21 protein-coding genes are annotated in these 19,191 nt (G+C 63.3%); 13 read left to right on the plus strand and 8 right to left on the minus strand.

What is annotated here, in order from left to right; translation table 11 throughout:
* Nucleotides 1-45: 45 nt before the first annotated feature.
* Complete coding sequence (locus APH33_RS02075; RefSeq protein WP_054883554.1) at nt 46-1,086, minus strand: patatin-like phospholipase family protein; 1,041 nt, start codon at nt 1,084-1,086, stop codon at nt 46-48.
* Nucleotides 1,087-1,253: 167 nt separating this feature from the next.
* On the opposite strand from APH33_RS02075, the gene APH33_RS02080 reads away from it, so the two are divergent.
* From APH33_RS02080 to APH33_RS02090, 3 genes are all read left to right on the plus strand, one after another.
* A complete protein-coding gene (locus tag APH33_RS02080) occupies nt 1,254-1,532 on the plus strand; it encodes a hypothetical protein (protein ID WP_054883555.1) in 279 nt (92 codons plus the stop codon).
* A gap of 14 nt (nt 1,533-1,546) precedes the next feature.
* Nucleotides 1,547-2,314, plus strand: coding sequence for a CHAD domain-containing protein (locus APH33_RS02085; protein WP_054883556.1), 768 nt, complete (start codon nt 1,547-1,549; stop codon nt 2,312-2,314).
* A gap of 87 nt (nt 2,315-2,401) precedes the next feature.
* Nucleotides 2,402-3,199, plus strand: coding sequence for an acyl-CoA thioesterase II (locus APH33_RS02090; RefSeq protein ID WP_054883557.1), 798 nt, complete (start codon nt 2,402-2,404; stop codon nt 3,197-3,199).
* 3 nt (nt 3,200-3,202) lie between these two features.
* Here APH33_RS02090 and APH33_RS02095 read toward each other — a convergent pair whose 3' ends face one another.
* From APH33_RS02095 to APH33_RS02105, 3 genes are all read right to left on the minus strand, one after another.
* On the minus strand, nt 3,203-3,571 hold the full coding sequence (locus APH33_RS02095) for an Mpo1-like protein (RefSeq protein ID WP_054883558.1): 369 nt from the start codon (nt 3,569-3,571) through the stop codon (nt 3,203-3,205).
* Nucleotides 3,572-3,658: 87 nt separating this feature from the next.
* Nucleotides 3,659-5,137 carry a methyl-accepting chemotaxis protein gene (locus APH33_RS02100; RefSeq protein WP_054883559.1) on the minus strand — a complete coding sequence of 493 codons (1,479 nt, stop codon included), beginning with the start codon at nt 5,135-5,137 and terminating at the stop codon, nt 3,659-3,661.
* An 88-nt stretch (nt 5,138-5,225) separates the two neighbouring features.
* On the minus strand, nt 5,226-6,023 hold the full coding sequence (locus tag APH33_RS02105; protein WP_054883560.1) for a TatD family hydrolase: 798 nt from the start codon (nt 6,021-6,023) through the stop codon (nt 5,226-5,228).
* Between the two features lie 158 nt (nt 6,024-6,181).
* Between APH33_RS02105 and APH33_RS02110 the strand changes: the two genes are divergently transcribed.
* The 3 genes from APH33_RS02110 to greB all read left to right on the plus strand — a co-directional run bounded on the left by APH33_RS02110 (nt 6,182) and on the right by greB (nt 8,587).
* Entirely contained in the window at nt 6,182-7,588 is a 1,407-nt protein-coding gene (locus APH33_RS02110) for a transglycosylase SLT domain-containing protein (RefSeq protein ID WP_054883561.1), read from the plus strand.
* A 205-nt stretch (nt 7,589-7,793) separates the two neighbouring features.
* Nucleotides 7,794-8,102, plus strand: coding sequence for a hypothetical protein (locus APH33_RS02115; protein WP_054883562.1), 309 nt, complete (start codon nt 7,794-7,796; stop codon nt 8,100-8,102).
* A gap of 11 nt (nt 8,103-8,113) precedes the next feature.
* Nucleotides 8,114-8,587, plus strand: a complete 474-nt coding sequence (gene greB / locus APH33_RS02120; RefSeq protein WP_054883563.1) for a transcription elongation factor GreB — start codon at nt 8,114-8,116, stop codon at nt 8,585-8,587.
* A 124-nt stretch (nt 8,588-8,711) separates the two neighbouring features.
* Here greB and APH33_RS02125 read toward each other — a convergent pair whose 3' ends face one another.
* Nucleotides 8,712-11,219: an ABC transporter permease gene (locus tag APH33_RS02125; protein WP_054883564.1), complete on the minus strand. Its 2,508-nt coding sequence runs from the start codon at nt 11,217-11,219 to the stop codon at nt 8,712-8,714.
* Nucleotides 11,219-11,902, minus strand: a complete 684-nt coding sequence (locus tag APH33_RS02130) for an ABC transporter ATP-binding protein (protein ID WP_054883565.1) — start codon at nt 11,900-11,902, stop codon at nt 11,219-11,221. The genes APH33_RS02125 and APH33_RS02130 overlap by 1 nt, the downstream gene beginning before the upstream one ends.
* A 10-nt stretch (nt 11,903-11,912) precedes the next feature.
* On the opposite strand from APH33_RS02130, the gene APH33_RS02135 reads away from it, so the two are divergent.
* The 3 genes from APH33_RS02135 to APH33_RS02145 all read left to right on the plus strand — a co-directional run bounded on the left by APH33_RS02135 (nt 11,913) and on the right by APH33_RS02145 (nt 13,967).
* Nucleotides 11,913-12,518 carry an arylesterase gene (locus APH33_RS02135; RefSeq protein ID WP_054883566.1) on the plus strand — a complete coding sequence of 202 codons (606 nt, stop codon included), beginning with the start codon at nt 11,913-11,915 and terminating at the stop codon, nt 12,516-12,518.
* Between the two features lie 58 nt (nt 12,519-12,576).
* Entirely contained in the window at nt 12,577-12,858 is a 282-nt protein-coding gene (locus tag APH33_RS02140; protein ID WP_054883567.1) for a hypothetical protein, read from the plus strand.
* 131 nt (nt 12,859-12,989) lie between these two features.
* A complete protein-coding gene (locus APH33_RS02145; protein WP_054883568.1) occupies nt 12,990-13,967 on the plus strand; it encodes a L,D-transpeptidase family protein in 978 nt (325 codons plus the stop codon).
* A gap of 138 nt (nt 13,968-14,105) precedes the next feature.
* On the opposite strand, the gene oprI is transcribed toward APH33_RS02145, so the two are convergent.
* Complete coding sequence (oprI, locus tag APH33_RS02150) at nt 14,106-14,357, minus strand: outer membrane lipoprotei OprI (protein WP_003259780.1); 252 nt, start codon at nt 14,355-14,357, stop codon at nt 14,106-14,108.
* A gap of 520 nt (nt 14,358-14,877) precedes the next feature.
* Between oprI and APH33_RS02155 the strand changes: the two genes are divergently transcribed.
* Nucleotides 14,878-15,159: a GNAT family N-acetyltransferase gene (locus APH33_RS02155; RefSeq protein ID WP_008095521.1), complete on the plus strand. Its 282-nt coding sequence runs from the start codon at nt 14,878-14,880 to the stop codon at nt 15,157-15,159.
* Nucleotides 15,160-15,223: 64 nt separating this feature from the next.
* Here the strand turns inward: APH33_RS02155 and APH33_RS02160 are convergent, their stop codons facing one another.
* Complete coding sequence (locus APH33_RS02160) at nt 15,224-16,300, minus strand: 3-deoxy-7-phosphoheptulonate synthase (protein ID WP_054883569.1); 1,077 nt, start codon at nt 16,298-16,300, stop codon at nt 15,224-15,226.
* Nucleotides 16,301-16,500: 200 nt separating this feature from the next.
* On the opposite strand from APH33_RS02160, the gene APH33_RS02165 reads away from it, so the two are divergent.
* The 3 genes from APH33_RS02165 to cysB all read left to right on the plus strand — a co-directional run bounded on the left by APH33_RS02165 (nt 16,501) and on the right by cysB (nt 19,153).
* A complete protein-coding gene (locus APH33_RS02165) occupies nt 16,501-17,448 on the plus strand; it encodes a putative 2-dehydropantoate 2-reductase (RefSeq protein WP_054883570.1) in 948 nt (315 codons plus the stop codon).
* Nucleotides 17,449-17,551: 103 nt separating this feature from the next.
* Nucleotides 17,552-18,049, plus strand: a complete 498-nt coding sequence (locus APH33_RS02170) for a universal stress protein (RefSeq protein WP_054883571.1) — start codon at nt 17,552-17,554, stop codon at nt 18,047-18,049.
* A 129-nt stretch (nt 18,050-18,178) separates the two neighbouring features.
* Nucleotides 18,179-19,153: an HTH-type transcriptional regulator CysB gene (cysB, locus tag APH33_RS02175; protein WP_033699078.1), complete on the plus strand. Its 975-nt coding sequence runs from the start codon at nt 18,179-18,181 to the stop codon at nt 19,151-19,153.
* The last annotated feature ends 38 nt before the right edge of the window (nt 19,154-19,191 follow it).

The raw sequence follows: 19,191 nt of genomic DNA on the forward strand, positions 1-19,191 counted from the left end.
CTGTGGGGCTTGTCCGCGAAGAGGCCCGCAAAGGCAACTCAAGGTCTAGCGCTTGAGTCCCTCATAGTTGTCCAGCGTATCCCGCGCAATCTCCCGCCCCAGCGCAATGAGTTCCGGCGCCTTGTAGAACTCGAAGAAGCGGCACACCCGCTTTGGCACGTTGATCAGCACATCCGGCGGATACCCGGCGATCTTGTACTGCGCCAGTGACGTCTGCATCACCTCGAAGCTCTGGTTGATCAGGTCGAGCAGCGAGGCCGGCCCGACGTTGTCGATGATGAACGAGCCGGTTGCTGACTTGGGCGCGCCTTCACCCTCGGGCGCTGCGGCGGGTTGCTGGGCCTCGGGGGCGGCCGTGTCGGCCAGCCACGGGTTGGGCGGTGCCAGCCCTTCGGCGACGATCTCCTGCTCGATGCGAATCAGCTCTTCGGCAGGCTTGCGCCGAAACGGCAGGCGCGAGCCCAGTGAGCTGAGCAGGGCATCGAAGCGCATCTTGAAAGCTGCCGGCCGCTCGATCACCGGCAGCTGGTATTGCTTCTGGTTGGTCGCGTTAAGGTTGACCGCGATGATCAGGTCACAGTGGCTGGACACCACCGGTACGATCGGCAGAGGGTTGAGAATGCCACCGTCGACCAGCATGCGATTGCCCTGCATCACCGGGGTGAAAAGGCTCGGTATCGCCGCCGAGGCACGCATGGCCTGATGCAGGCAGCCTTCCTGGAACCAGATTTCCTGCTGGTTGGTCAGGTCGGCCGCCACTGCCGTATAAGGGATGCGCAGCTGCTCGATGTTCATGTCGCCGACGATCTTGCGGATCTGGCCGAACACCTTGTCACCGCGGATGGCGCCAAGGCGGAAACTGACATCGACCAGGCGCAGTACGTCCAGGTAGTCCAGGCTTTCGATCCAGTTGCGGTATTCCTCCAGTTTGCCTGCCGCGTAGATACCGCCAATCACTGCGCCCATGGAGCAGCCAGCAATGCAGGCGATGTCGTAGCCGCGCCGTTCGATTTCCTCGATAACGCCGATATGGGCATACCCACGAGCGCCTCCCGATCCCAACACCAATGCCACGCGTTTGCTCATGAGCGATCCCCGGCTTGTGCCACCATGGTTCTACAATGCACTCATCGCTGCCTGTGCTTCAATCCAGACGGCGCTGAACTACGCTAAGCAAAGCATATCGAGCCGGGCACTTTTCAGTTGCACAGGCGTCGAACAGCCACTGTTTTTTGACCTTTGAGGTACTACCGATGAAAGCCTGGATCTGCCTTCCACTGATTGCCCTGGCCCTTGCAGGCTGCGCGGGCAAGACGGCCTACCGCGAAAGCTGCGCGACTCAGCTCGATGCCGCCTGGAAGGAGCTGGACCTGGCCAAGGCCGAGGGCTTCGCCGGCACTGTCAGCTATTCCAAGGCGCTGTCGTTGCTGACGGGTGCCAAGACGCAGCAGCAGTTCGAGGGGTACGAAGGGTGCACCCACAAGTCCGAGAAGGCCCGCTTCTACATTCGTGAGTCGCGCGCCGGGCGTTGATCAAGGAGTGTCACATGTCAGCCATGCTCGATCATATCGTTGCCCAGTTGCTGACCTTGCAGGTGCGTCTGCTGGCCTGCCGTGAGCGCCTGGCTGCCAATACTGACAGCGAGGCGCTGCACGACTTGCGGACCAGCCTGCGGCGCCTGCGCAGCCTGTTGCGGCCGCTGCGGGGGCTGCCAGGAGTGGAGCAGCTGGAGGAGGCGGCGCGGTCGCTGGGGGCGCTGACCACGCCCCTGCGGGATCGAGAGGTGCTGGCTGCCGAGCTCATCGGGTGCGGCCATGCCGAAGCCGGGCAACGGCGCCTGGCAAGGTGGGACAGTGCATTCGCCAGTGTTGCCGCCAGCCCGCAGCTGACCCGGGTGCTGGCGATAGTCGATGTGTTCCCGCTGTTTCTGCGGGCAGCGGAGCGCGAGGGGCTGGCCAAGTCGCTGGTCAAGCGGGTCGACAAGCGCCTGGTCAAGCAATGGCACAAGCTGCATGAAGCCCTGCAGGCCCCCGGCCATGATCGCCATCGTTTGCGCCTGCTGATCAAGCGGGTACGGTACGGCGACGAGGCTTATCCGCAGCTCGACCATGCCGGCAAGAAGCTGCAGCGTCTGTTGAAGAAGGCCCAGGGCGATCTGGGTGATTGGCATGACCGCCTGCAGTGGTTGCTGCAAGCCAAGGATCACCCGGACCTGGCGCCATGCAAGGAAAGCTGGGAGCGGCAACTGCGCGACGCAGAACGCAACGCCGACCTCACCCTCGATGCGCTGCAGGCCTCGCTCAAGCGACGTTAGCCCGGCAAATGACCGATATGCGGGCTGATCGGTCGGCGTTTGCTGGCTAGTATTGGCAAACCTTTCGCTGTAGGCAGGAGCCGGCCGATGAATTTCAACCAATTGCTCGACGCGGTGCGGGAAAACCCCGAGGCGCTCAGCATTCCGCCCAGCTGGGCCCAGGGGCGTGCCGTGTTCGGCGGCCTGATGGCGGCCATGGTTTATGAGCGTATGCGTCTGAAGCTCGCCGATGATCGCCCGGTGCGTTCGCTGGCCATCAGCTTCGTCAGCCCGGCGGCAGCGGATGTGCCCATCCGTTTCGAGGTAGAAGTGCTGCGTGAGGGCAAGGCAGTCAGCACCTTGCTGGGCCGCGCCATTCAGAATGGCCAGGTGGTGACGCTGGTGCAGGGCAATTTTGGTGCGGGCCGACCGTCGGTGATCAATGTTGCCGCTGCGCCCGCCGTGGCGATGACACCGCTCGAGCAAGCGGCTCCGGAGTTACCCTACATCAAGGGCGTCACTCCGGAGTTCATGCGCCATGTTGCGTTGCGCTGGACGGTCGGAGGCCTGCCGTTCAGTGGCAACCCGTCGCGCCACATGGGCGGCTGGGTGCGCCTGCGCGATGTTGCTGAAGAGCAGATCAACGAGGCGCACCTGTTGGCGCTGGTGGACGCCTGGCCACCGAGCCTGATGCCGTTTCTCAAGCAACCAGCCGCGGGCAGTACCTTGACCTGGACCATCGAATTCATCCAGCCGACGGCGAAACTGTCAACGCTGGACTGGTGCTATTACCGTGTCGAGACCGAACATGCGCGCGATGGCTACGGCCACGCGGCGGCAGCGTTGTGGAGTGCCGAAGGGGAGTTGCTGGCGCTGAGCCGGCAGACGGTCACGGTGTTCGCCTGATCATCAGTGCCGGTGCTTGTGCCGGTCGCGCCAGGCTCTCCACCAGGCGCCGCTGAGCACGAAGCGTGGAAAGGTGACGAACTGCTCGGTCAGCAGCCGCTGCACCGCGTCCTTGCGATTGGCGAACGGTTCAGGCTGCTCGGCTTCCAGGCGATGCCCTTGGCGCTGCAGGCCCAGGCCGGCAATCACGGCTATGATGCCGACGGCGATCTGGCCCAGGTCCAGGCCGAACAGGCCTGACAACACCAGTAGCGCACCGAGGATGAACAGCGGCACGGCAATCAGGTGCAACACCAGATTGGTCGGGTGCCGGTGATTGTGGTGGTAGCCACGCCATTGCCAGGCGTGCAGGTTGGGCAGTCGTTTGCTCATGGGCAGCTCCTCGCGCTTTTTCTTGCAGGCATGCCCAAAGCTTAGTGTGGCCCCGGTTACGGGGCCAATCGAGGCTGGCTATGGCGACTATAGCTTGAGCTGGCCAATGGCCTTGCTCAGCTCACCGGCCAGGGTCGCCAGGTGGCTGCTGGTGGTGGCCGAGTCGACGGTCTGCTGCACGGTCTCTTCGGTGACATCGCGGATGCTGACCACCGCGCGGTTCATCTCTTCGGCCACTTGGCTTTGCTGCTCCGCAGCGACGGCAATCTGTGTATTGCTCTCGCGCATCTGGGCAACCGCGCCGGTAATTTCGGCCAACGCCGCGCCAGCCTCCTGCGCCTGGCGGACGCAGTCGTCGGCCTTGTACGAACTCTCCTGCATGAACTCCACGGCGTCACGGGTGCCAGCCTGCAGGTCGGCGACCATGCGGGTGATTTCGTCAGTGGAGGTCTGCACGCGCTTGGCCAGGTTGCGCACCTCGTCGGCAACCACGGCAAATCCACGGCCCAGGTCACCTGCGCGGGCGGCTTCGATGGCGGCGTTGAGTGCCAGCAGGTTGGTCTGCTCGGCGATACTGTGAATGACCCCGACCACGCTGTTGATCTTCTGGCTGTCGTCGGCGAGCTGACGAATCATCTCGGCGGTTTGCTGAACGCCACTGGAGAGCCCGGAGATCGAGTCCTGCACCCGGCTGACCACGTCCTTGCCACTGCCGGCCAGGGTGTCGGCGGTCTGCGACAAGTCACGGGTGGCGCCTGCATGCTGGGCAATGTGGTGCACAGTGGCCGACATTTCATTGATTGCCGTGGCCGCCTGGTCGGTCTCACTCTGTTGGCCGAGCATGCCATGGCGCACTTCGCTCATGCTTGCGGCCAGGCGCGCGGCACCGGAATCCAGCTGCGCCGCAGTCTGGGCGACGGTGCTGACCACACGGTGGTAGGTGGCCTGCATGGCATTGAACGCACCGGCCATCTGGCCGACTTCGTCGCCACAGGCCAGCGGCACGCGGGCCGACAGGTCGCCGGTCTTTTCCACGTGCAGCATCACGTCCTTGAGGGTGTTGAGCTGGCTGAGCAGGAAGCGGATCAGCAGCTGCGATGCGCCGAGCATCGCGAGCATGAGGATAAGCACGCAGAAGGCGTAGTTGCTGAAGCGGTCTAAGAACACCTGGCGAAGGCTTGGCGCTACGGCCAGTACGGCCAGTTGCTGCGAACCATGGCGCAGCACCTGAGCGCCGCGCAGCGGGTTGTCGCCGAGGATCCAGGCCGCCGGCAAGGCTACCCAGCCTTGGGCAGTGGTCAGGGCTTCGAGGCCTTCACCCGCATAAGACGGGGTCTGCCCGGGCTGCCAGGTGATCAGGTTGGCTTGGCGCGGCAGGGCCTGACCGGTAGGCCAGGCCGCCAGCAGTTCGGCCTGGGCTTGCGCCTGGGCTTGCGCAGCCTCGGCACGGGCGCGTTGCTCAAGGTGCACCGCATAGAGCACCAGCAGCAATGTCGTGACAAAGGCCACCGCGTTGACGGCCCAGAATTTGTACTTCAGGGAAATATTGCTAAGCCAGGCACCCATGGGCAGGTCTTCTCTGAGTTGAGCGGAAACATTATTGGCAAGGTGCCATCATTGTGCCCGCGCACTCGAGAAACGTTCATGACATGCGTCAAGGAAGCTGGAAGAAGGCTTTGGCCGTGGCAGTGGTGTGTTGGGCGCAGTGCTCGATGCGCTCGTTGCGATGCAGCGCCACTTCACGCAACACCTCGGTGAGGAATGCCGGCTCATTGCGGCCGTTTTTCGGCTTTGGCCGCAGGCTGCGTGGTAGCAGGTAGGGCGCGTCGCTCTCCAGCATCAGCCGGCCTTCGGCGATGTTGCCCACCAGCGGATGCAGGTGGGTGCCGCGACGCTCGTCGCAGATCCAGCCGGTGATGCCGATGTGCAGGTCCATGTCCAGGTAGGCGAACAAGGCTTCGCGCGCGCCGGTAAAGCAATGCACCACTGCAGCCGGTAGGTGGTCGCGGTAATCCTTGAGGATGGCCAGCAGGCGCTCGCTGGCATCGCGCTCATGCAGAAACACCGGCAAGCGCAGTTCCGCCGCCAGGGCCAGCTGGGCTTCCAGGGCCTTTTCCTGGAGCGGGCGAGGGGAGAAGTCACGGTTGAAATCCAGCCCGCATTCACCCACGGCCCGCACCCGGGATTCAGCCAGCAGCTGGCGCAGATTCTGCTCGCTGTCGCCATCCCATGACTTGGCATCGTGTGGGTGCACGCCAGCCGTGGCGAACAGGTGCTGGCCGTCGCCATCGAGCTGCTGACACAGCTCCAGCGCCTGCTCGCTGACCTCCAGGCTGGTGCCGGTCAGGACCATTTGTAGCACGCCGGCTTCGATGGCGCGCTCGACGATGGCGGCCTGCTGGTCGTGGAAACTGCTGTTGGTCAGGTTGACGCCGATATCGATCAGTTGCATGGTGCTACCTCGTGCCGCGGGGCGGCCAGCATAGCAAAAAGCGTGATATTCGGAAAAAACCAAGAACTTCAGGCAGTTGTCGTGGTCTTCTAGCGTCATTTCTTACGACCGCACGTTCCGCCATGGCTGCTGCCCACCGACCACGGACACGATTTCGCATGCTGCGATACCTGCTGACCCTGATGCTGATGCTCGGGCTGACCGCGGTCGGTCCGGCCTACGCACGGCTGCCAGGGCCACAGCAGCACGTGCCGGTGAACAGTGCCCGAGACTTGCAGCAGATCCGCAGCACCAAGGTGCTGCGGGTGCTGGTCAACCAGAGCCGCAACAGCTCCGGTGAGATCAAGGGTGAACCGGTGGGTATCGAGTATTACCGCCTGCGTGGCCTCGAGCATTACCTCAATGCCCGGGCCGGTGCTGGCCAGCAGATCAGCCTGAAGATCATTCCACGGGCCAAGGAGCAGCTGCTGGGTGCCCTGCAGCGCGGTGAAGGTGACCTGGCCGCACCAGGCGAGCTGCTCGACCCGGCCCTGACCGGCGGGGTCAACAGCAGTGCACCAGTGCTCGACCAGGTGCCGCTGCTGCTGGTCGGGCGCAAGGGGGATCGCAGCTATACCCGCGCCGAACAGCTCTCCGGCCGTACGGTGGCCTTGACCAGCGCCAGCGCGGCAGGGGCGGTGATACAGCAGCTCAATCAGCAGCTGGCGCTGCGTAAACGGGCGCCGATCAAGATCGAATGGGTTGATGCGACGTTGGCGGTGGAAGACGTGCTGGAGATGGTCCAGGCCGGCATCTATCCGTTGACCATGGTGGAGCGCCCGATCGCCCAGCGCTGGGCCAGGGTCATGCCGAACCTGCGCCTGGACACCCGCGTGCAACTGGGGCAGGCGCAGGCCATGCGGTGGTATGTGCGGCGTGATGCGACGATGCTGTTGGCCACGGTTGATCGCTTTCTCCAGGGGTATCATGCGCCGGAAAACCAGGATGCGGCCTTCGAACGCATCTACCGACGCCAGTACCGGGTACACAACCCGTTGGCTGGCAAAGACCGGCAGCGCCTGAACTCACTGCGCCCGGTATTGCAGAAGCATGCCGAGGCGCAGCAGATCGACTGGCTGAACCTGGCGGCCCTGGCCTTCAAGGAATCCACCCTGAACCCTGCGGCACGCGGCAGCGGCGGGGCGCACGGCCTGATGCAGATCACCCCGTCGGCTGCGCAACGGGTGGGGGTCAGCGACACTGGCTCGGTCGATGGCAATGTCCAGGCCAGTGCGCGCTACCTGGCGCTGATCCGCCGCAAGTTCTTCGCCAGCCCGCAGATCAACGAGCGCGAGCGCATGGCGTTTGTGCTGGCGGCCTACAACCTCGGCCCGGAGCGGGTCCAGGCCATGCGCGCCGAGGCCCGCAAGCGCGGCCTCAATGGTAACCAATGGTTCTTCCAGACCGAGCGCATCGCCATGGAGCAGGTCGGCATGGGGCCGGTCAATTTCGTCAACAGCGTCAACAAGTACTTCCTGGCGTTCAGCCGCGAACGCACGGCGCTGGAACGTGTTGTCAGTCGTTGACCAAGCGCCAGCCGAACGCATTTCAGCGTGGGGCTTGCAGCTTGCGGCTGGTCGCTCTAGCATACCGCCTGCGCCGATTTAAACAGCTACTTGCGGGGCGCGGGACTGGCACGCTTTCCGGGTCGTCCGAAATACCGCTAAAGCGCTGGTTCGGTGACGCCTCCCACCGCTGCCCAGCGGGATTCGCGAGGCGGAGAGAAACTCCATGAGTTGTCCACGTACCAGTGTCTGTTTGAGCCCGTTGCCTGCCGGCCAGGCTTCCCGTACACCGCGCATTCTGCTCGGTGGCCAGCATCAACCAACGCTCTTGCGCCAACTTGAAGGCTTGTCGCGCCGCAAGGGGCAGGCCCGCGCTTTTCTCATCCAGTTCGCCGAAGACGCATGCCGCCTGGAACAGTTCGGCAACGATCGCTTCGACCTGGCGGTGATCCAGGCGCCAACCCGCGAGGACGCGGCCGAAGTGATTGGCCAGCTGACCCGCATCGCGCGCCAGGGCCTGATTACCCGACGCTGAGGAGCGCGCCGTTGAGCACCAACATCATCACCACGGAAGGTCACGAGGCCCTCAAGAAGGAGCTGGATCATCTGTGGCGGGTGTACCGCCCGGAAATCACCCAGAAAGTGGCCTGGGCCGCTTCGCTCGGCGATCGCAGCGAGAACGCCGACTACCAGTACAACAAGAAGTTGCTGCGCGAAATCGACCGTCGGGTCCGCTATCTGCGCAAGCGCCTCGAGGATGTGAAGGTGGTCGCCTACTCGCCGCAGCAGGAAGGCAAGGTCTTCTTCGGTGCCTGGGTCGAAATCGAAAACGATGACGGCGAGACCAAGAAGTTTCGTATTGTCGGGTATGACGAGATCTATGGCCGTAACGACTATATCTCGATCGACTCGCCGATGGCCCGGGCCCTGCTCAAGAAGGAGGAGGGCGACGAAGTGCTGGTGAACACCCCCACCGGTCAAGCAACCTGGTACGTGAACAGCATCCACTACGGGCAATGAATCAATATCGCCTGCGCCGGCCTCTTCGCGGGTAAATCCGCTCCCACAGCGATTGCACAACTTTCAGACTGGTGATGTACCTGGGGGAGCGGCTCTAGCTGCGAAGCGGCCAGCACAGGCGCTATCAACTTTCCCGTAGTACCGCCAGTGGGCTGGCATTCAGCGCTCGTCGAGTGCCTAAAACACCTGCCCCGCCCACCAGCATCGCCCCGATCAGCGGCAACAGCAGCAGCCACGGATGCGGGCTCCACTGCAAGTCGAACGCATAACGATACAGCACCAGGGTAATCAGCTCGCACCCCAGCGCCGCCAAGGCACCACTGGCCGCCCCCAGCAAACCGAACTCGATGCGCCGCGCCTTGACCAACAAGGGGCGCGCGGCGCCCAGTGCCCGCAGCAAGGCACCTTGGCGAATCCGCTCGTCCAACGTTGCCTGCAACCCGGCGAACAATACGGCAAGCCCTGCCGCCAGCACGAACAGCAACACATACTCGACCGCCAGGGTGACCTGGGCGAGGATGCTGCGCAGCTGCTCGAGCAAGGCATCGACCTGCAGGATGGTCACTGCCGGGAACGCCCGCGACAGCGCCACCACGTCCAGATCATGGCCGGGGGCGAGGTAGAAGCTGGTCAGGTACGTGGTTGGCAGCCCCTGCAGGGTGCCCGGCTGGAAGATCATGTAGAAGTTCGGCTGAAAGCTGTCCCAGTGCACGCTGCGCAGGCTGCTGACGCGCGCCTGGCGCTGCTCGCCACCAATGTCGAACGTCAGCAGGTCGCCCAGTTGCAGCTTCAGGCTGGCAGCCAGTTCGGCCTCGACCGACACACCGGGAGTTTCGTCGCTGGCAGGCAAGGCTTGCCACCAGTTGCCTGCGCTCAGCACATTGCCCACGGGCAGGTCGGCAGCCCAGGTCAGGCTGAGGTCGCGTTGTACCGCCCGCTCGCCGGCGGAATCCTTGCTGACGACCTGCTGCACCGGTTGATCGTTGATCTGAATCAGCCGGCCCGGTGTCACCGGATATAGCGGTGCCGAACTGGCGTTTACCTCGTGCAGGCGCTGGGCGAACGGTTCGCGGTCGGTGGGCAGGATGTTCAGGACAAAGTGGTTGGGTGCGTCCTTGGGCAGTTGTGCCTGCCAGTTGTCGAGCAGTTCTGCCCGCAACAGCGCCACCACTGCCATTGCCAGGAGGATCAGGCCAAATGCCAGGGCTTGCCCGGCAGCGGCCATGGGGTGGCGCAGCAACTGGCCAAGGCCCAGGCGCCAGGCCAGTGGCGCGCCGGCGAGTGCCTTGCGCAAGCTCTGCAAACCGAGCAACAGCAGCCCGCCCAGCAGCAGTGCGGCGACCAGGCCACCGCCGAGCAGGGCGAAGGTCAGTAGCAGGTCGAGGCTCAGGCGCCACATGATCAGGCCCAGGGCGAGCAGGGCGGCGCCATACACCAGCCAACTGCTCGGTGGCACGGGCAGCAGATCACGGCGCAGCACGCGCAGCGGTGGCACCTGGCCGAGCGCCGCCAGCGGCGGCAAGGCAAAACCGGCCAGGGCGACCAGGCCGGTGGCGATGCCGGCCAGTGCCGGAAGCATGCCCCCGGCCGGCACTTCGCTGGGCAACAGGCCATGCAGCAGGCGGAACAGGCCCAGTTGCGCCAGCCAGCCGAGCAGGGCGCCAGCCAGTGCGGCGACCAGCCCGAGCATCGCCAGTTGCAGGCAATACAGCCCCAAGGCCTGGTGCCGCGACAGCCCCAGGCAGCGCAGTAAGGCGCTGGCATCCAGGCGCCGCGCAGCGTAGCGGCTGGCGGACAGCGCCACGGCGACGCCTGCCAGCAGCACGGCCACCAGGCTAGCCATGTTCAGGTAGCGCTCGGCTTTGCCCAGGGCGCCACCGATCTGGCGGTTGCCATCGCGGGTGTCGAGCAGGCGCTGGTTGGCAGCAAGGTGCTTTGCCACGTTCTTGTGGTATTGCACGACGGCTTCGGCATCGCCGCGCCAGAGGTCGCGGTAGGTGACCCGGCTGCCGGGCTGAACGACCCCGGTCGCTTGCAGGTCGGCCAGATTGATCATCAGCCGGGGCGTCAGGCTATAGAAGTTGTTGGCGCGGTCCGGCTCGTAAGTCAGCACCCGGCTCATGCGCAAGGTCTTCATGCCGACGTCGATGCGGTCGCCGACTTTCAGCCCCAGCGCCGCGAGCAGGCGAGGTTCGACCCAGGCTTCTCCAGGGGCCGGGCCGCCTCCAGGGGTTTCCTCGGCATACGGGGCTGCGGCACTGCGTACCTGCCCGCGCAACGGGTAGGCGCCATCGACCGCCTTGATGCTGGAAAGCTGGATGCCGGCATCGCCGCCCACCACGCTGGTGAATTCGACGACCTGGGCATGCCGCAGGCCCAGCGCCTGGCCAGCGCTGAGCTGTTCTTCACGGGCCGCCGTGCTGCCTTGCAGTACCAGGTCGGCACCGAGGAATTCGCTGGCGCGCAGTTGCATCGCGCCATTCAGGCGGGCGCCGAAATAACCGATGGCGGTACTGGCGGCGACGGCCACCAGCAAGGCAAAGAACAGCACCCGCACTTCGCTGGCGCGGATGTCGCGCAGCAGCTGGCGCAGGGCCAGGCCGCACAGGCGAGACAGTGGCATGTGCTTCATCAGGCCTCCACCTGCGCCACCAGGCGGCCTGCGTCCAGGCGGATCTGGCGGCGGCAGCGCCGGGCCAGGCGCTCGTCATGGGTGACCAGCACCAGGGTGGTGCCGCGCTCCTTGTTCAGCTCGAACAGCAGGTCGCTGATGCGCTCGCCGGTGTGGCTGTCGAGGTTGCCGGTAGGTTCGTCGGCGAACAGCACTGCCGGTTGTGCGGCGAAGGCGCGAGCGATGGCGACACGCTGTTGCTCGCCACCGGAAAGCTGGCGTGGGGTGTGGGCCAGGCGCTTGCCCAGGCCGACCCGCTCCAGCAGGGTGCGGGCATGCTCGCGGGCGTCGCGCCGACCGTCCAGCTCCAGCGGCAACATCACGTTCTCCAGGGCATTGAGGCTGTCGAGCAGCTGGAACGATTGAAAGACGAAACCGACATGCTCGGCGCGTACCCTGGCGCGTTGGTCTTCGTCCAGCGGGCCGAGGTCGTGCCCGGCGAGAATGACTTGGCCGGCGCTGGGACGATCGAGGCCGGCGAGCAACCCGAGCAGGGTCGACTTGCCCGAGCCGGAGGCACCGACGATGGCCAGGCTGTCGCCCTGGGCGAGGTCGAGGGAAAGGGCGTGGAGGATGGTCAGGTCACCTTCCGCGCTGGGGACCACTTTGCTAAGGTTCTGCGCAACGAGAATGCTGGGGCCCATGGAGAATCCGATGCGAATGTGGTGGTTGAGTGCCGGTCTGGCCCTGTATTGCCTGGCCCAGAGCGCGGCGGCGGGAACATTGCTGGTCGTCGGCGATAGTATCAGCGCCGGTTTTGGCCTGGATACCCGCCAGGGTTGGGTCTCTTTGTTGCAGACCCGGCTCAAGGACGAAGGTTTCGACGATCAGGTGGTCAACGCGTCGATCAGTGGCGACACCAGTGCAGGCGGCCAGGCCCGGCTGCCGGCGCTGCTTGCAGCGCATAAGCCGAGCCTGGTGGTGCTGGAATTGGGAGGTAATGATGGCCTGCGCGGTCAGCCTCCGCAGCAATTGCAACAAAATCTTGCCTCGATGATCGAGAGTGCCCGCCAGGCGGGGGCCAAGGTGCTGCTGCTGGGCATGCGCCTGCCACCGAACTATGGCGTGCGCTATACCACGGCCTTCGCCAACGTCTATGAACAGCTGGCGACGGAAAAGCAGGTGGCGCTTGTGCCGTTCTTCCTCGAAGGGGTTGGCGGTGTGCCGGGAATGATGCAGGCCGATGGCATCCATCCGGCACAGGCTGCCCAGCAGCGGCTGCTGGAAAATGCCTGGCCCAAGATAAAACCCTTGCTGTGACGCTTTAAACGGGGCCGGCTTTCGGCTAATGTTGCGCCCCCCGTTTCGAGAGCCCCCGATGCCGCGCCCTGCCTGGTCCTTGTTTGCCTATCAACTGATCGAGCCTGATGAGCAGCTCGACCTGTTCGCTTGCCAGGAAATACGCGTCCACCTCGTGGCCCGTCAGCTCGAACTCGGCGTGCCGGTCGACCGCACCTTGTGCGGTGGCCTGCTGCCGGCGCAACCGCGCTGGTCCGGGGTATCGCGCAGCATTTACCGTGACGGACGCCTGTGCGACCTCTGCCGGGCGATCCTCGATGCCCAGCGCCGCGGCATGCGGCCGGTCTGGCCCGAGCTCTGAGGTGAATGGCAGGTACGAAACTGCGCGCACCTTTCATCATCTGAAACGCATGTAAGACGCCAATGCCTCCCGCTTGCAGCGAGGCGGGTGTACAATCGTGCTTCTTGACTACCTTTCGAAGGATTTACCGGATGTTGCCGCGCTTTCCCGCCGTCACCCGTTGCCTGTCCCTGGCCGCCCTGCTGGTAGCGGGCCCCGCTGCTGCGCTGGAACTGCCACTGCCGCCACCCGGTGAAGACGTCGTTGGCCAGGTCCAGACGATCAAGGCCAAGTACGAAGACACCTTTGCCGACATCGGCACTGCCAACGACCTCGGCTACCTGGAAATGATCGCTGCCAACCCGGGTGTCGACCCGTGGCTGCCGGGCGCTGGCACCGAAATCATCCTGCCGACCCGCTATATCCTGCCGCCGGGCCCGCGTGAAGGCATCGTCATCAACCTGGCCGAGTACCGTATGTACTACTACCCGAAAGGGCAGAACGTGGTGCATACCTTCCCGCTGGGCATCGGGCGCGAAGGCTGGGGTTCCCCGGTGGCCATGACCAAGATCACCGCGAAGACGCCGAACCCGACCTGGACGCCTCCCGCCTCGATCCGTGCCGAGCACGCCGCAGACGGTGACATCCTGCCGACCGTGGTGCCGGCCGGCCCTGACAACCCGCTGGGGCCGTTCAAGTTCACCCTGGGTGTGCCGGGCTACCTCATCCATGGTTCGAACAAGAAGTTCGGTATCGGCATGCGCACCAGCCATGGCTGCTTCCGCATGCTCAACAACAACGTGCTGGAACTGTCGAAGATGGTCCCGGTGGGCACGCCGGTGCGCATCATCAACGAGCCTTACAAGTTCGGCATCAGTGGCGGCAAGGTTTATCTCGAGGCCCATACGCCGCTGGACGATCACGGCAACCCGTCCGTGGTCGACAAGCACACGGCAGTCATCAATGCCTTGCTCAAGCGTGAAGACCTGGCCAACAACCTGCGCATGAACTGGGACATGGTACGTGACGTGGTGGCCGCAGAAGACGGCATGCCGGTGGAAATTGCCGTACCGGTCAATAACCAGGGCGCCGCACCGATGGTGTCGAGCATCCCGCCCGAACTGCAGTAACGCTTTTGTAACACCTTCGGGCCCGCTCGGGTTTACAGCCTGATGCGGGCCTTTTGGTTTGCGCTGGAGGCCTTTCCTTCGGGCAATAAAAAAGCCGACCCACAAGTGGGTCGGCTCCATAACAATCCGTGAGGATTATTACTTGCGGCTGGCTTTGTCCAGCATACGCAGAGCGCGCTCGTTGGCTTCGTCAGCAGTCTGCTGAGCCTTCTGAGCGGCTGCCAGTGCGTCGTCAGCCTTACGGTAGGCTTCGTCAGCACGAGCCTGAGCGCGAGCTGCTGCGTCTTCAGTCGCAGTCAGACGAGCTTCGGTTTCTTTGGATACGCTGCTGCAACCGGTAGCCAGAACTGCGGCCAGAGCCAGAGCAGAGAATTTCAGAACGTTGTTCATCGTGTTCCCCTTCAAGGACTTTCTATTAAATAGCCATCTCTCGGAAAAGAGAAACTGGCCGGCGTACATAGTACCCATTACTTGTAGTAAGTAAACTGACAGAGCGCAAGAACTGCAAAAAAAATGTTGCTATGGGTCACGCCGACAAGATTTGCCGGGGTTTTGTGAAAAAACCGTACAGCCGGTGCAAGCGATTGTGCTGCAGGAACTTTTTTGCTGAACTAGCGGTGACTTTAACTGTCTCTCAGCGTCTTAAGCACAACAACATCCGGTTGCTGTTCAGGGCGTGATTGCTGTTGCAGGGTGTGCAAGCTCCAGGCGTGGCCTGCTGCTACTTTTTAACGCTGACCACCTTGAGCAATCCCGCTTGCGGCGCCTACTATTTGTGAGTGCCCGACCCGGTCGAACAATTGCTGTCGGCGGATGGTCCAAGGGGCATGAGGTGGCGTTGAGGTTCCTCCGCCGGATAAACCACACGGTTAAGGTAAGGGTCTGCCAGAAAGGCCTGCGAGGAGTAGTGATGAGTGAAGCGCTGACCATCCACCATGACCAGGCCGGTCATCAGTTCGAAACCAACGTGGACGGTCATCGTGCCTACCTGACCTACATGGACCTGGGCAAGCAGACACTGGACATCTATCGCACTTTTGTTCCCAACGCTCTGCGTGGCCGCGGGATCGCAGCAGCGTTGACCGAGAAAGCCCTCGAGTATGCAGACCAGATGGGCTACACGGTGATTCCTTCCTGCTCGTATGTGGAGCGCTACATGGAGCGCCAGCAGCGCCATTCGAGCAAGGCCTGAACGGGCAAGCGACAGCTGTTACAAAAACGCCGGGCAATGCCCGGCGTTTTTCATCGCGCTTGACTCAACCGCGCTTGCGTTGTGGCAGCACGTCCTTGAGCTTGGCGTGCATGCTGCGCAGGGTTTTTTCAGTAGTCGACCAGTCGATGCAGGCATCGGTGATCGACACACCGTACTGCAGTTCGTCGAGGTTTTTCGGGATCGACTGGCAGCCCCAGTTCAGGTGGCTCTCGACCATCAGGCCGATGATCGACTGGTTGCCTTCGAGGATCTGGTTGGCGACGTTCTCCATGACCAGTGGCTGCAGGGCCGGGTCCTTGTTGGAGTTGGCGTGGCTGCAGTCGACCATGATGTTGGCCTTGATCCTGGCCTTGGCCAGATCCTGTTCGCACAGGGCGACACTGACCGAATCGTAGTTGGGCTTGCCATTGCCGCCACGCAGCACCACGTGGCCATAAGGGTTGCCCTTGGTGGTCACGATCGATACGCCACCTTCCTGGTTGATACCGAGGAAGCGGTGCGGTTTGGACACCGACTGCAGAGCGTTGATGGCCACGGTCAAACCGCCATCGGTGCCGTTCTTGAAGCCGACCGCCGATGACAGGCCCGAGGCCATCTCGCGGTGGGTTTGCGATTCGGTGGTGCGGGCGCCGATGGCCGACCAGCTGATCAGGTCCTGCAGGTACTGCGGCGAGATCGGGTCGAGCGCTTCGGTAGCGGTCGGCAGGCCCATTTCGGCCAAGTCCAGCAGCAACTGGCGGCCAATGTGCAGGCCGTCCTGGATCTTGAACGAGTCATCCAGGTATGGATCGTTGATCAGGCCTTTCCAGCCAACGGTGGTGCGTGGCTTTTCAAAGTACACGCGCATGACCAGGTACAGCGTGTCGGACACTTCCTCGGCCAGCACCTTCAGGCGCTCGGCATATTCGTGAGCGGCCTTGATGTCATGGATGGAGCATGGGCCGACTACCACGAACAGGCGATGGTCCTTGCCGTCGAGGATATTGCGCACAACTTCGCGGCCGGCAGTCACAGTCTGCAGGGCCTTGGCGCTGAGGGGGATCTCCTTCTTGAGCTGATCGGGGGTGATCAAGGTCTCGTTGGAGGCAACGTTAAGGTCGTCGATCGGTAAATCAGCCATCGTGTTACTCGTCAGGTCACGGGTGCCGGCCGCCAGCAATCCCCGTGCGGCCCAGCAGCAATAATGTTCGCAGCGGGGAGCCGAACCTTAGCGCGTTACAGGGGGCGCGACAATGGGATTTGGTACGTGTTGACACTTGTGTGTCCTCGAAAGGCCCAGATGGGTGTAAAAAAGCGAACCAACCTACTCAGGAGATTTCCATGGCTTCTCGCAAACCACGCATCGGCATCATTGGCAGCGGTGCTATCGGTGGCTTCTATGGGCTGATGCTGGCGCGCGCTGGTTTCGATGTGCATTTTCTGCTGCGCAGCGAATATGACGTGGTCCGCGAACAGGGCTTGACCCTGGAGCATGCCGTGCATGGCGTGGTGCAGATGCCGGTCAGCGCCTACACCAGTGCTGCCGACATGCCGCCCTGCGACTGGCTGCTGGTGGGTGCCAAGTCAACCAGCAATGTCGAGCTCGCACCGCTGATCATCCAGGCCGCCACAGCCGATGCCAAGGTGGTGCTGTTGCAGAATGGCCTGGGCGTGGAAGAGCAGTTGAGGGTGGCCTTGCCGGCTAACCTGCACCTGCTCGGCGGCTTGTGTTTCATCTGCGTCAACCGCCAGGCCCCGGGGGTGATCCGCCACCAGGCGCTGGGTGCGGTCAACCTCGGTTACCACAGTGGGCCGGCCGAAGATGGCGGTGCGGCGATCGTGGCGGCGGGCGCCGCGCTGTTCCGCGCGGCGGGCGTCGAATCCCAGCCGATGGCCAACCTGGCTCAGGCGCGCTGGCAGAAACTGGTATGGAACGTGCCGTACAACGGCCTTTCGGTTTTGTTGGGGGCCAGCACCGCGCCGCTGATGGCCGCTGACGAGAGTCGCGACCTGATCCAGGCGCTGATGGCTGAAGTGGTGCAAGGCGCTGCCGCGTGCGGGTATGAACTGCCGGCGGGCTATGCTGAGCAACTGTTCCGCATGACCGAGCAGATGCCTGATTACTGGCCGAGCATGTACCACGACCATGCCCAGCAACGCCCGCTGGAACTGCAGGCGATCTATGCCGAGCCGATTGCCCGTGCAGGGGCGGCCGGCTGCAGTCTGCCGCGGATGCAAATGTTGTATCAGGCCCTGGCCTTCATCGACCGCGCCAACCGAGCTGGCTGATGCTCTGCAGGCCGCATCGGCAGTGCGCCGGACGGCAGAGCGCGGGTCCGGTGCACTGCTAAGCTGAAGCTTGCTCTGCCGTCACGGCAGTCGAGGAGGTCGAATGATCCGCTCCATGCTGTACGCCACCGACCTCGGTGTCTACGCACCTTTTGTCATGCAGCACGCCCTGACCCTGGCTCGGGCCTTCAACGCAGAACTCTATGTGATTCACGCGGTGGAGCCCATGGGCCAGTTCGCTGAGTCGCTGCTGCAGAGTTACCTCGATGAGCAGACGCTGGATGCATTGCACAGTGAAGGCGTCAACACGGTGATGGCCAATATCGAACAGCGGGTATTGGAGAACTTTCGTGACGAATTGGGCGAGGACGCTGACTTGGCGCTGATCAGGGCAGTGCGGGTGCGTCAGGGTGACCCGGCACAGGTCATCCTCGACCAGGCGCAGCGGCTGAGTGTCGACCTGTTGATCTTCGGCAGCCACAGTGCCGGTGCCGGGGTGGATGTGCCGATTGGGCGGACGGCGGTGCGTCTGCTGCAACTGTCGCCGGTGCCGGTGTACATGGTGCCGCTCTCGCAGCACTTAGGGCGTAGGAAATCGTGAAGCTGGCTGTAGTCTGTTTCGGAGGCGCGTGTAACAAAATAGTTCTAGTTTTATTTCGAGAACCACTAATATAGTTATATCTCGTCGCTGCCTGCTGCCGCTGACTTACCGCCGATTCGAGGGAAACCTATGAAGCTTCAACAACTGCGCTACATCTGGGAAGTGGCGCACCATGACCTCAACGTCTCCGCGACGGCGCAGAGCCTGTATACCTCGCAGCCGGGCATCAGCAAGCAGATCCGCCTGCTCGAGGACGAACTGGGTGTTGAAGTCTTTGCCCGCAGCGGCAAGCACCTGACCCGGGTGACACCGGCCGGTGAGCGCATCATCAACACCGCTGGTGAGATCTTGCGCAAGGTCGAGAGCATCAAGCAGATCGCCCAGGAATTCTCCAACGAGAAGAAGGGCACTCTGTCCATCGCGACCACCCACACCCAGGCCCGCTATGCGCTGCCGCCGGTGATCAGCAGCTTCATCAAGCAGTACCCGGAAGTCGCCCTGCACATGCACCAGGGCTCACCGATGCAGATCGCGGAAATGGCCGCCGACGGCACCGTCGATTTCGCCATTGCCACCGAGGCGCTGGAGTTGTTCGGCGACCTGATCATGATGCCGTGCTACAAGTGGAACCGTTGCGTGGTCGTACCGCAAGGTCACCCGCTGACCAAGCTGCCGAAGCTGACCCTGGAGGCGGTTGCCGAATACCCGATCGTCACCTATGTATTCGGTTTCACCGGCCGTTCGAAGCTGGACGAAGCCTTCAATCACCGTGGCCTGACGCCGAAGGTGGTGTTCACTGCGGCTGACGCCGACGTGATCAAGACTTATGTGCGCCTTGGGCTGGGCGTGGGCATCGTGGCCAAAATGGCGGTCGACACCAAGCTCGACAGCGACCTGGTGGCATTGGATGCCAGCGAGCTGTTCGAAGCCAGCATCACTAAGATCGGCTTCCGTCGTGGCACCTTCCTGCGCGGCTTCATGTGCGACTTCATCGAGAAGTTCGCGCCGCACCTGACCCGTGAAGTGATGGCCAAGGCCATCCAGTGCCACAACAAGCAGGAACTCGAAGAGCTGTTCGACGGCGTCGAACTGCCGGTGCACTGAGTGCGCCAGGCATGAAAAAACCGGCCCAATGGCCGGTT

Source organism: Pseudomonas sp. NBRC 111130 (assembly GCF_001320485.1).
In the GTDB taxonomy this organism is placed as follows: domain Bacteria; phylum Pseudomonadota; class Gammaproteobacteria; order Pseudomonadales; family Pseudomonadaceae; genus Aquipseudomonas; species Aquipseudomonas vlassakiae.

Bases quoted from the DNA above. Each gene is read 5' to 3' on its own strand.
- APH33_RS02080 (WP_054883555.1), top strand. From the start codon at position 1,254: ATGAAAGCCTGGATCTGCCTTCCACTGATTGCCCTGGCCCTTGCAGGC.
- oprI (WP_003259780.1), bottom strand. From the start codon at position 14,357: ATGAACAACGTTCTGAAATTCTCTGCTCTGGCTCTGGCCGCAGTTCTG.
- APH33_RS02145 (WP_054883568.1), top strand. From the start codon at position 12,990: ATGTTGCCGCGCTTTCCCGCCGTCACCCGTTGCCTGTCCCTGGCCGCC.
- APH33_RS02075 (WP_054883554.1), bottom strand. From the start codon at position 1,086: ATGAGCAAACGCGTGGCATTGGTGTTGGGATCGGGAGGCGCTCGTGGG.
- APH33_RS02140 (WP_054883567.1), top strand. From the start codon at position 12,577: ATGCCGCGCCCTGCCTGGTCCTTGTTTGCCTATCAACTGATCGAGCCT.
- APH33_RS02085 (WP_054883556.1), top strand. From the start codon at position 1,547: ATGTCAGCCATGCTCGATCATATCGTTGCCCAGTTGCTGACCTTGCAG.
- APH33_RS02160 (WP_054883569.1), bottom strand. From the start codon at position 16,300: ATGGCTGATTTACCGATCGACGACCTTAACGTTGCCTCCAACGAGACC.
- APH33_RS02105 (WP_054883560.1), bottom strand. From the start codon at position 6,023: ATGCAACTGATCGATATCGGCGTCAACCTGACCAACAGCAGTTTCCAC.
- cysB (WP_033699078.1), top strand. From the start codon at position 18,179: ATGAAGCTTCAACAACTGCGCTACATCTGGGAAGTGGCGCACCATGAC.
- APH33_RS02115 (WP_054883562.1), top strand. From the start codon at position 7,794: ATGAGTTGTCCACGTACCAGTGTCTGTTTGAGCCCGTTGCCTGCCGGC.
- APH33_RS02100 (WP_054883559.1), bottom strand. From the start codon at position 5,137: ATGGGTGCCTGGCTTAGCAATATTTCCCTGAAGTACAAATTCTGGGCC.
- APH33_RS02090 (WP_054883557.1), top strand. From the start codon at position 2,402: ATGAATTTCAACCAATTGCTCGACGCGGTGCGGGAAAACCCCGAGGCG.
- APH33_RS02110 (WP_054883561.1), top strand. From the start codon at position 6,182: ATGCTGCGATACCTGCTGACCCTGATGCTGATGCTCGGGCTGACCGCG.
- APH33_RS02125 (WP_054883564.1), bottom strand. From the start codon at position 11,219: ATGAAGCACATGCCACTGTCTCGCCTGTGCGGCCTGGCCCTGCGCCAG.
- APH33_RS02155 (WP_008095521.1), top strand. From the start codon at position 14,878: ATGAGTGAAGCGCTGACCATCCACCATGACCAGGCCGGTCATCAGTTC.
- APH33_RS02170 (WP_054883571.1), top strand. From the start codon at position 17,552: ATGATCCGCTCCATGCTGTACGCCACCGACCTCGGTGTCTACGCACCT.
- APH33_RS02130 (WP_054883565.1), bottom strand. From the start codon at position 11,902: ATGGGCCCCAGCATTCTCGTTGCGCAGAACCTTAGCAAAGTGGTCCCC.
- APH33_RS02165 (WP_054883570.1), top strand. From the start codon at position 16,501: ATGGCTTCTCGCAAACCACGCATCGGCATCATTGGCAGCGGTGCTATC.
- APH33_RS02135 (WP_054883566.1), top strand. From the start codon at position 11,913: ATGCGAATGTGGTGGTTGAGTGCCGGTCTGGCCCTGTATTGCCTGGCC.
- APH33_RS02095 (WP_054883558.1), bottom strand. From the start codon at position 3,571: ATGAGCAAACGACTGCCCAACCTGCACGCCTGGCAATGGCGTGGCTAC.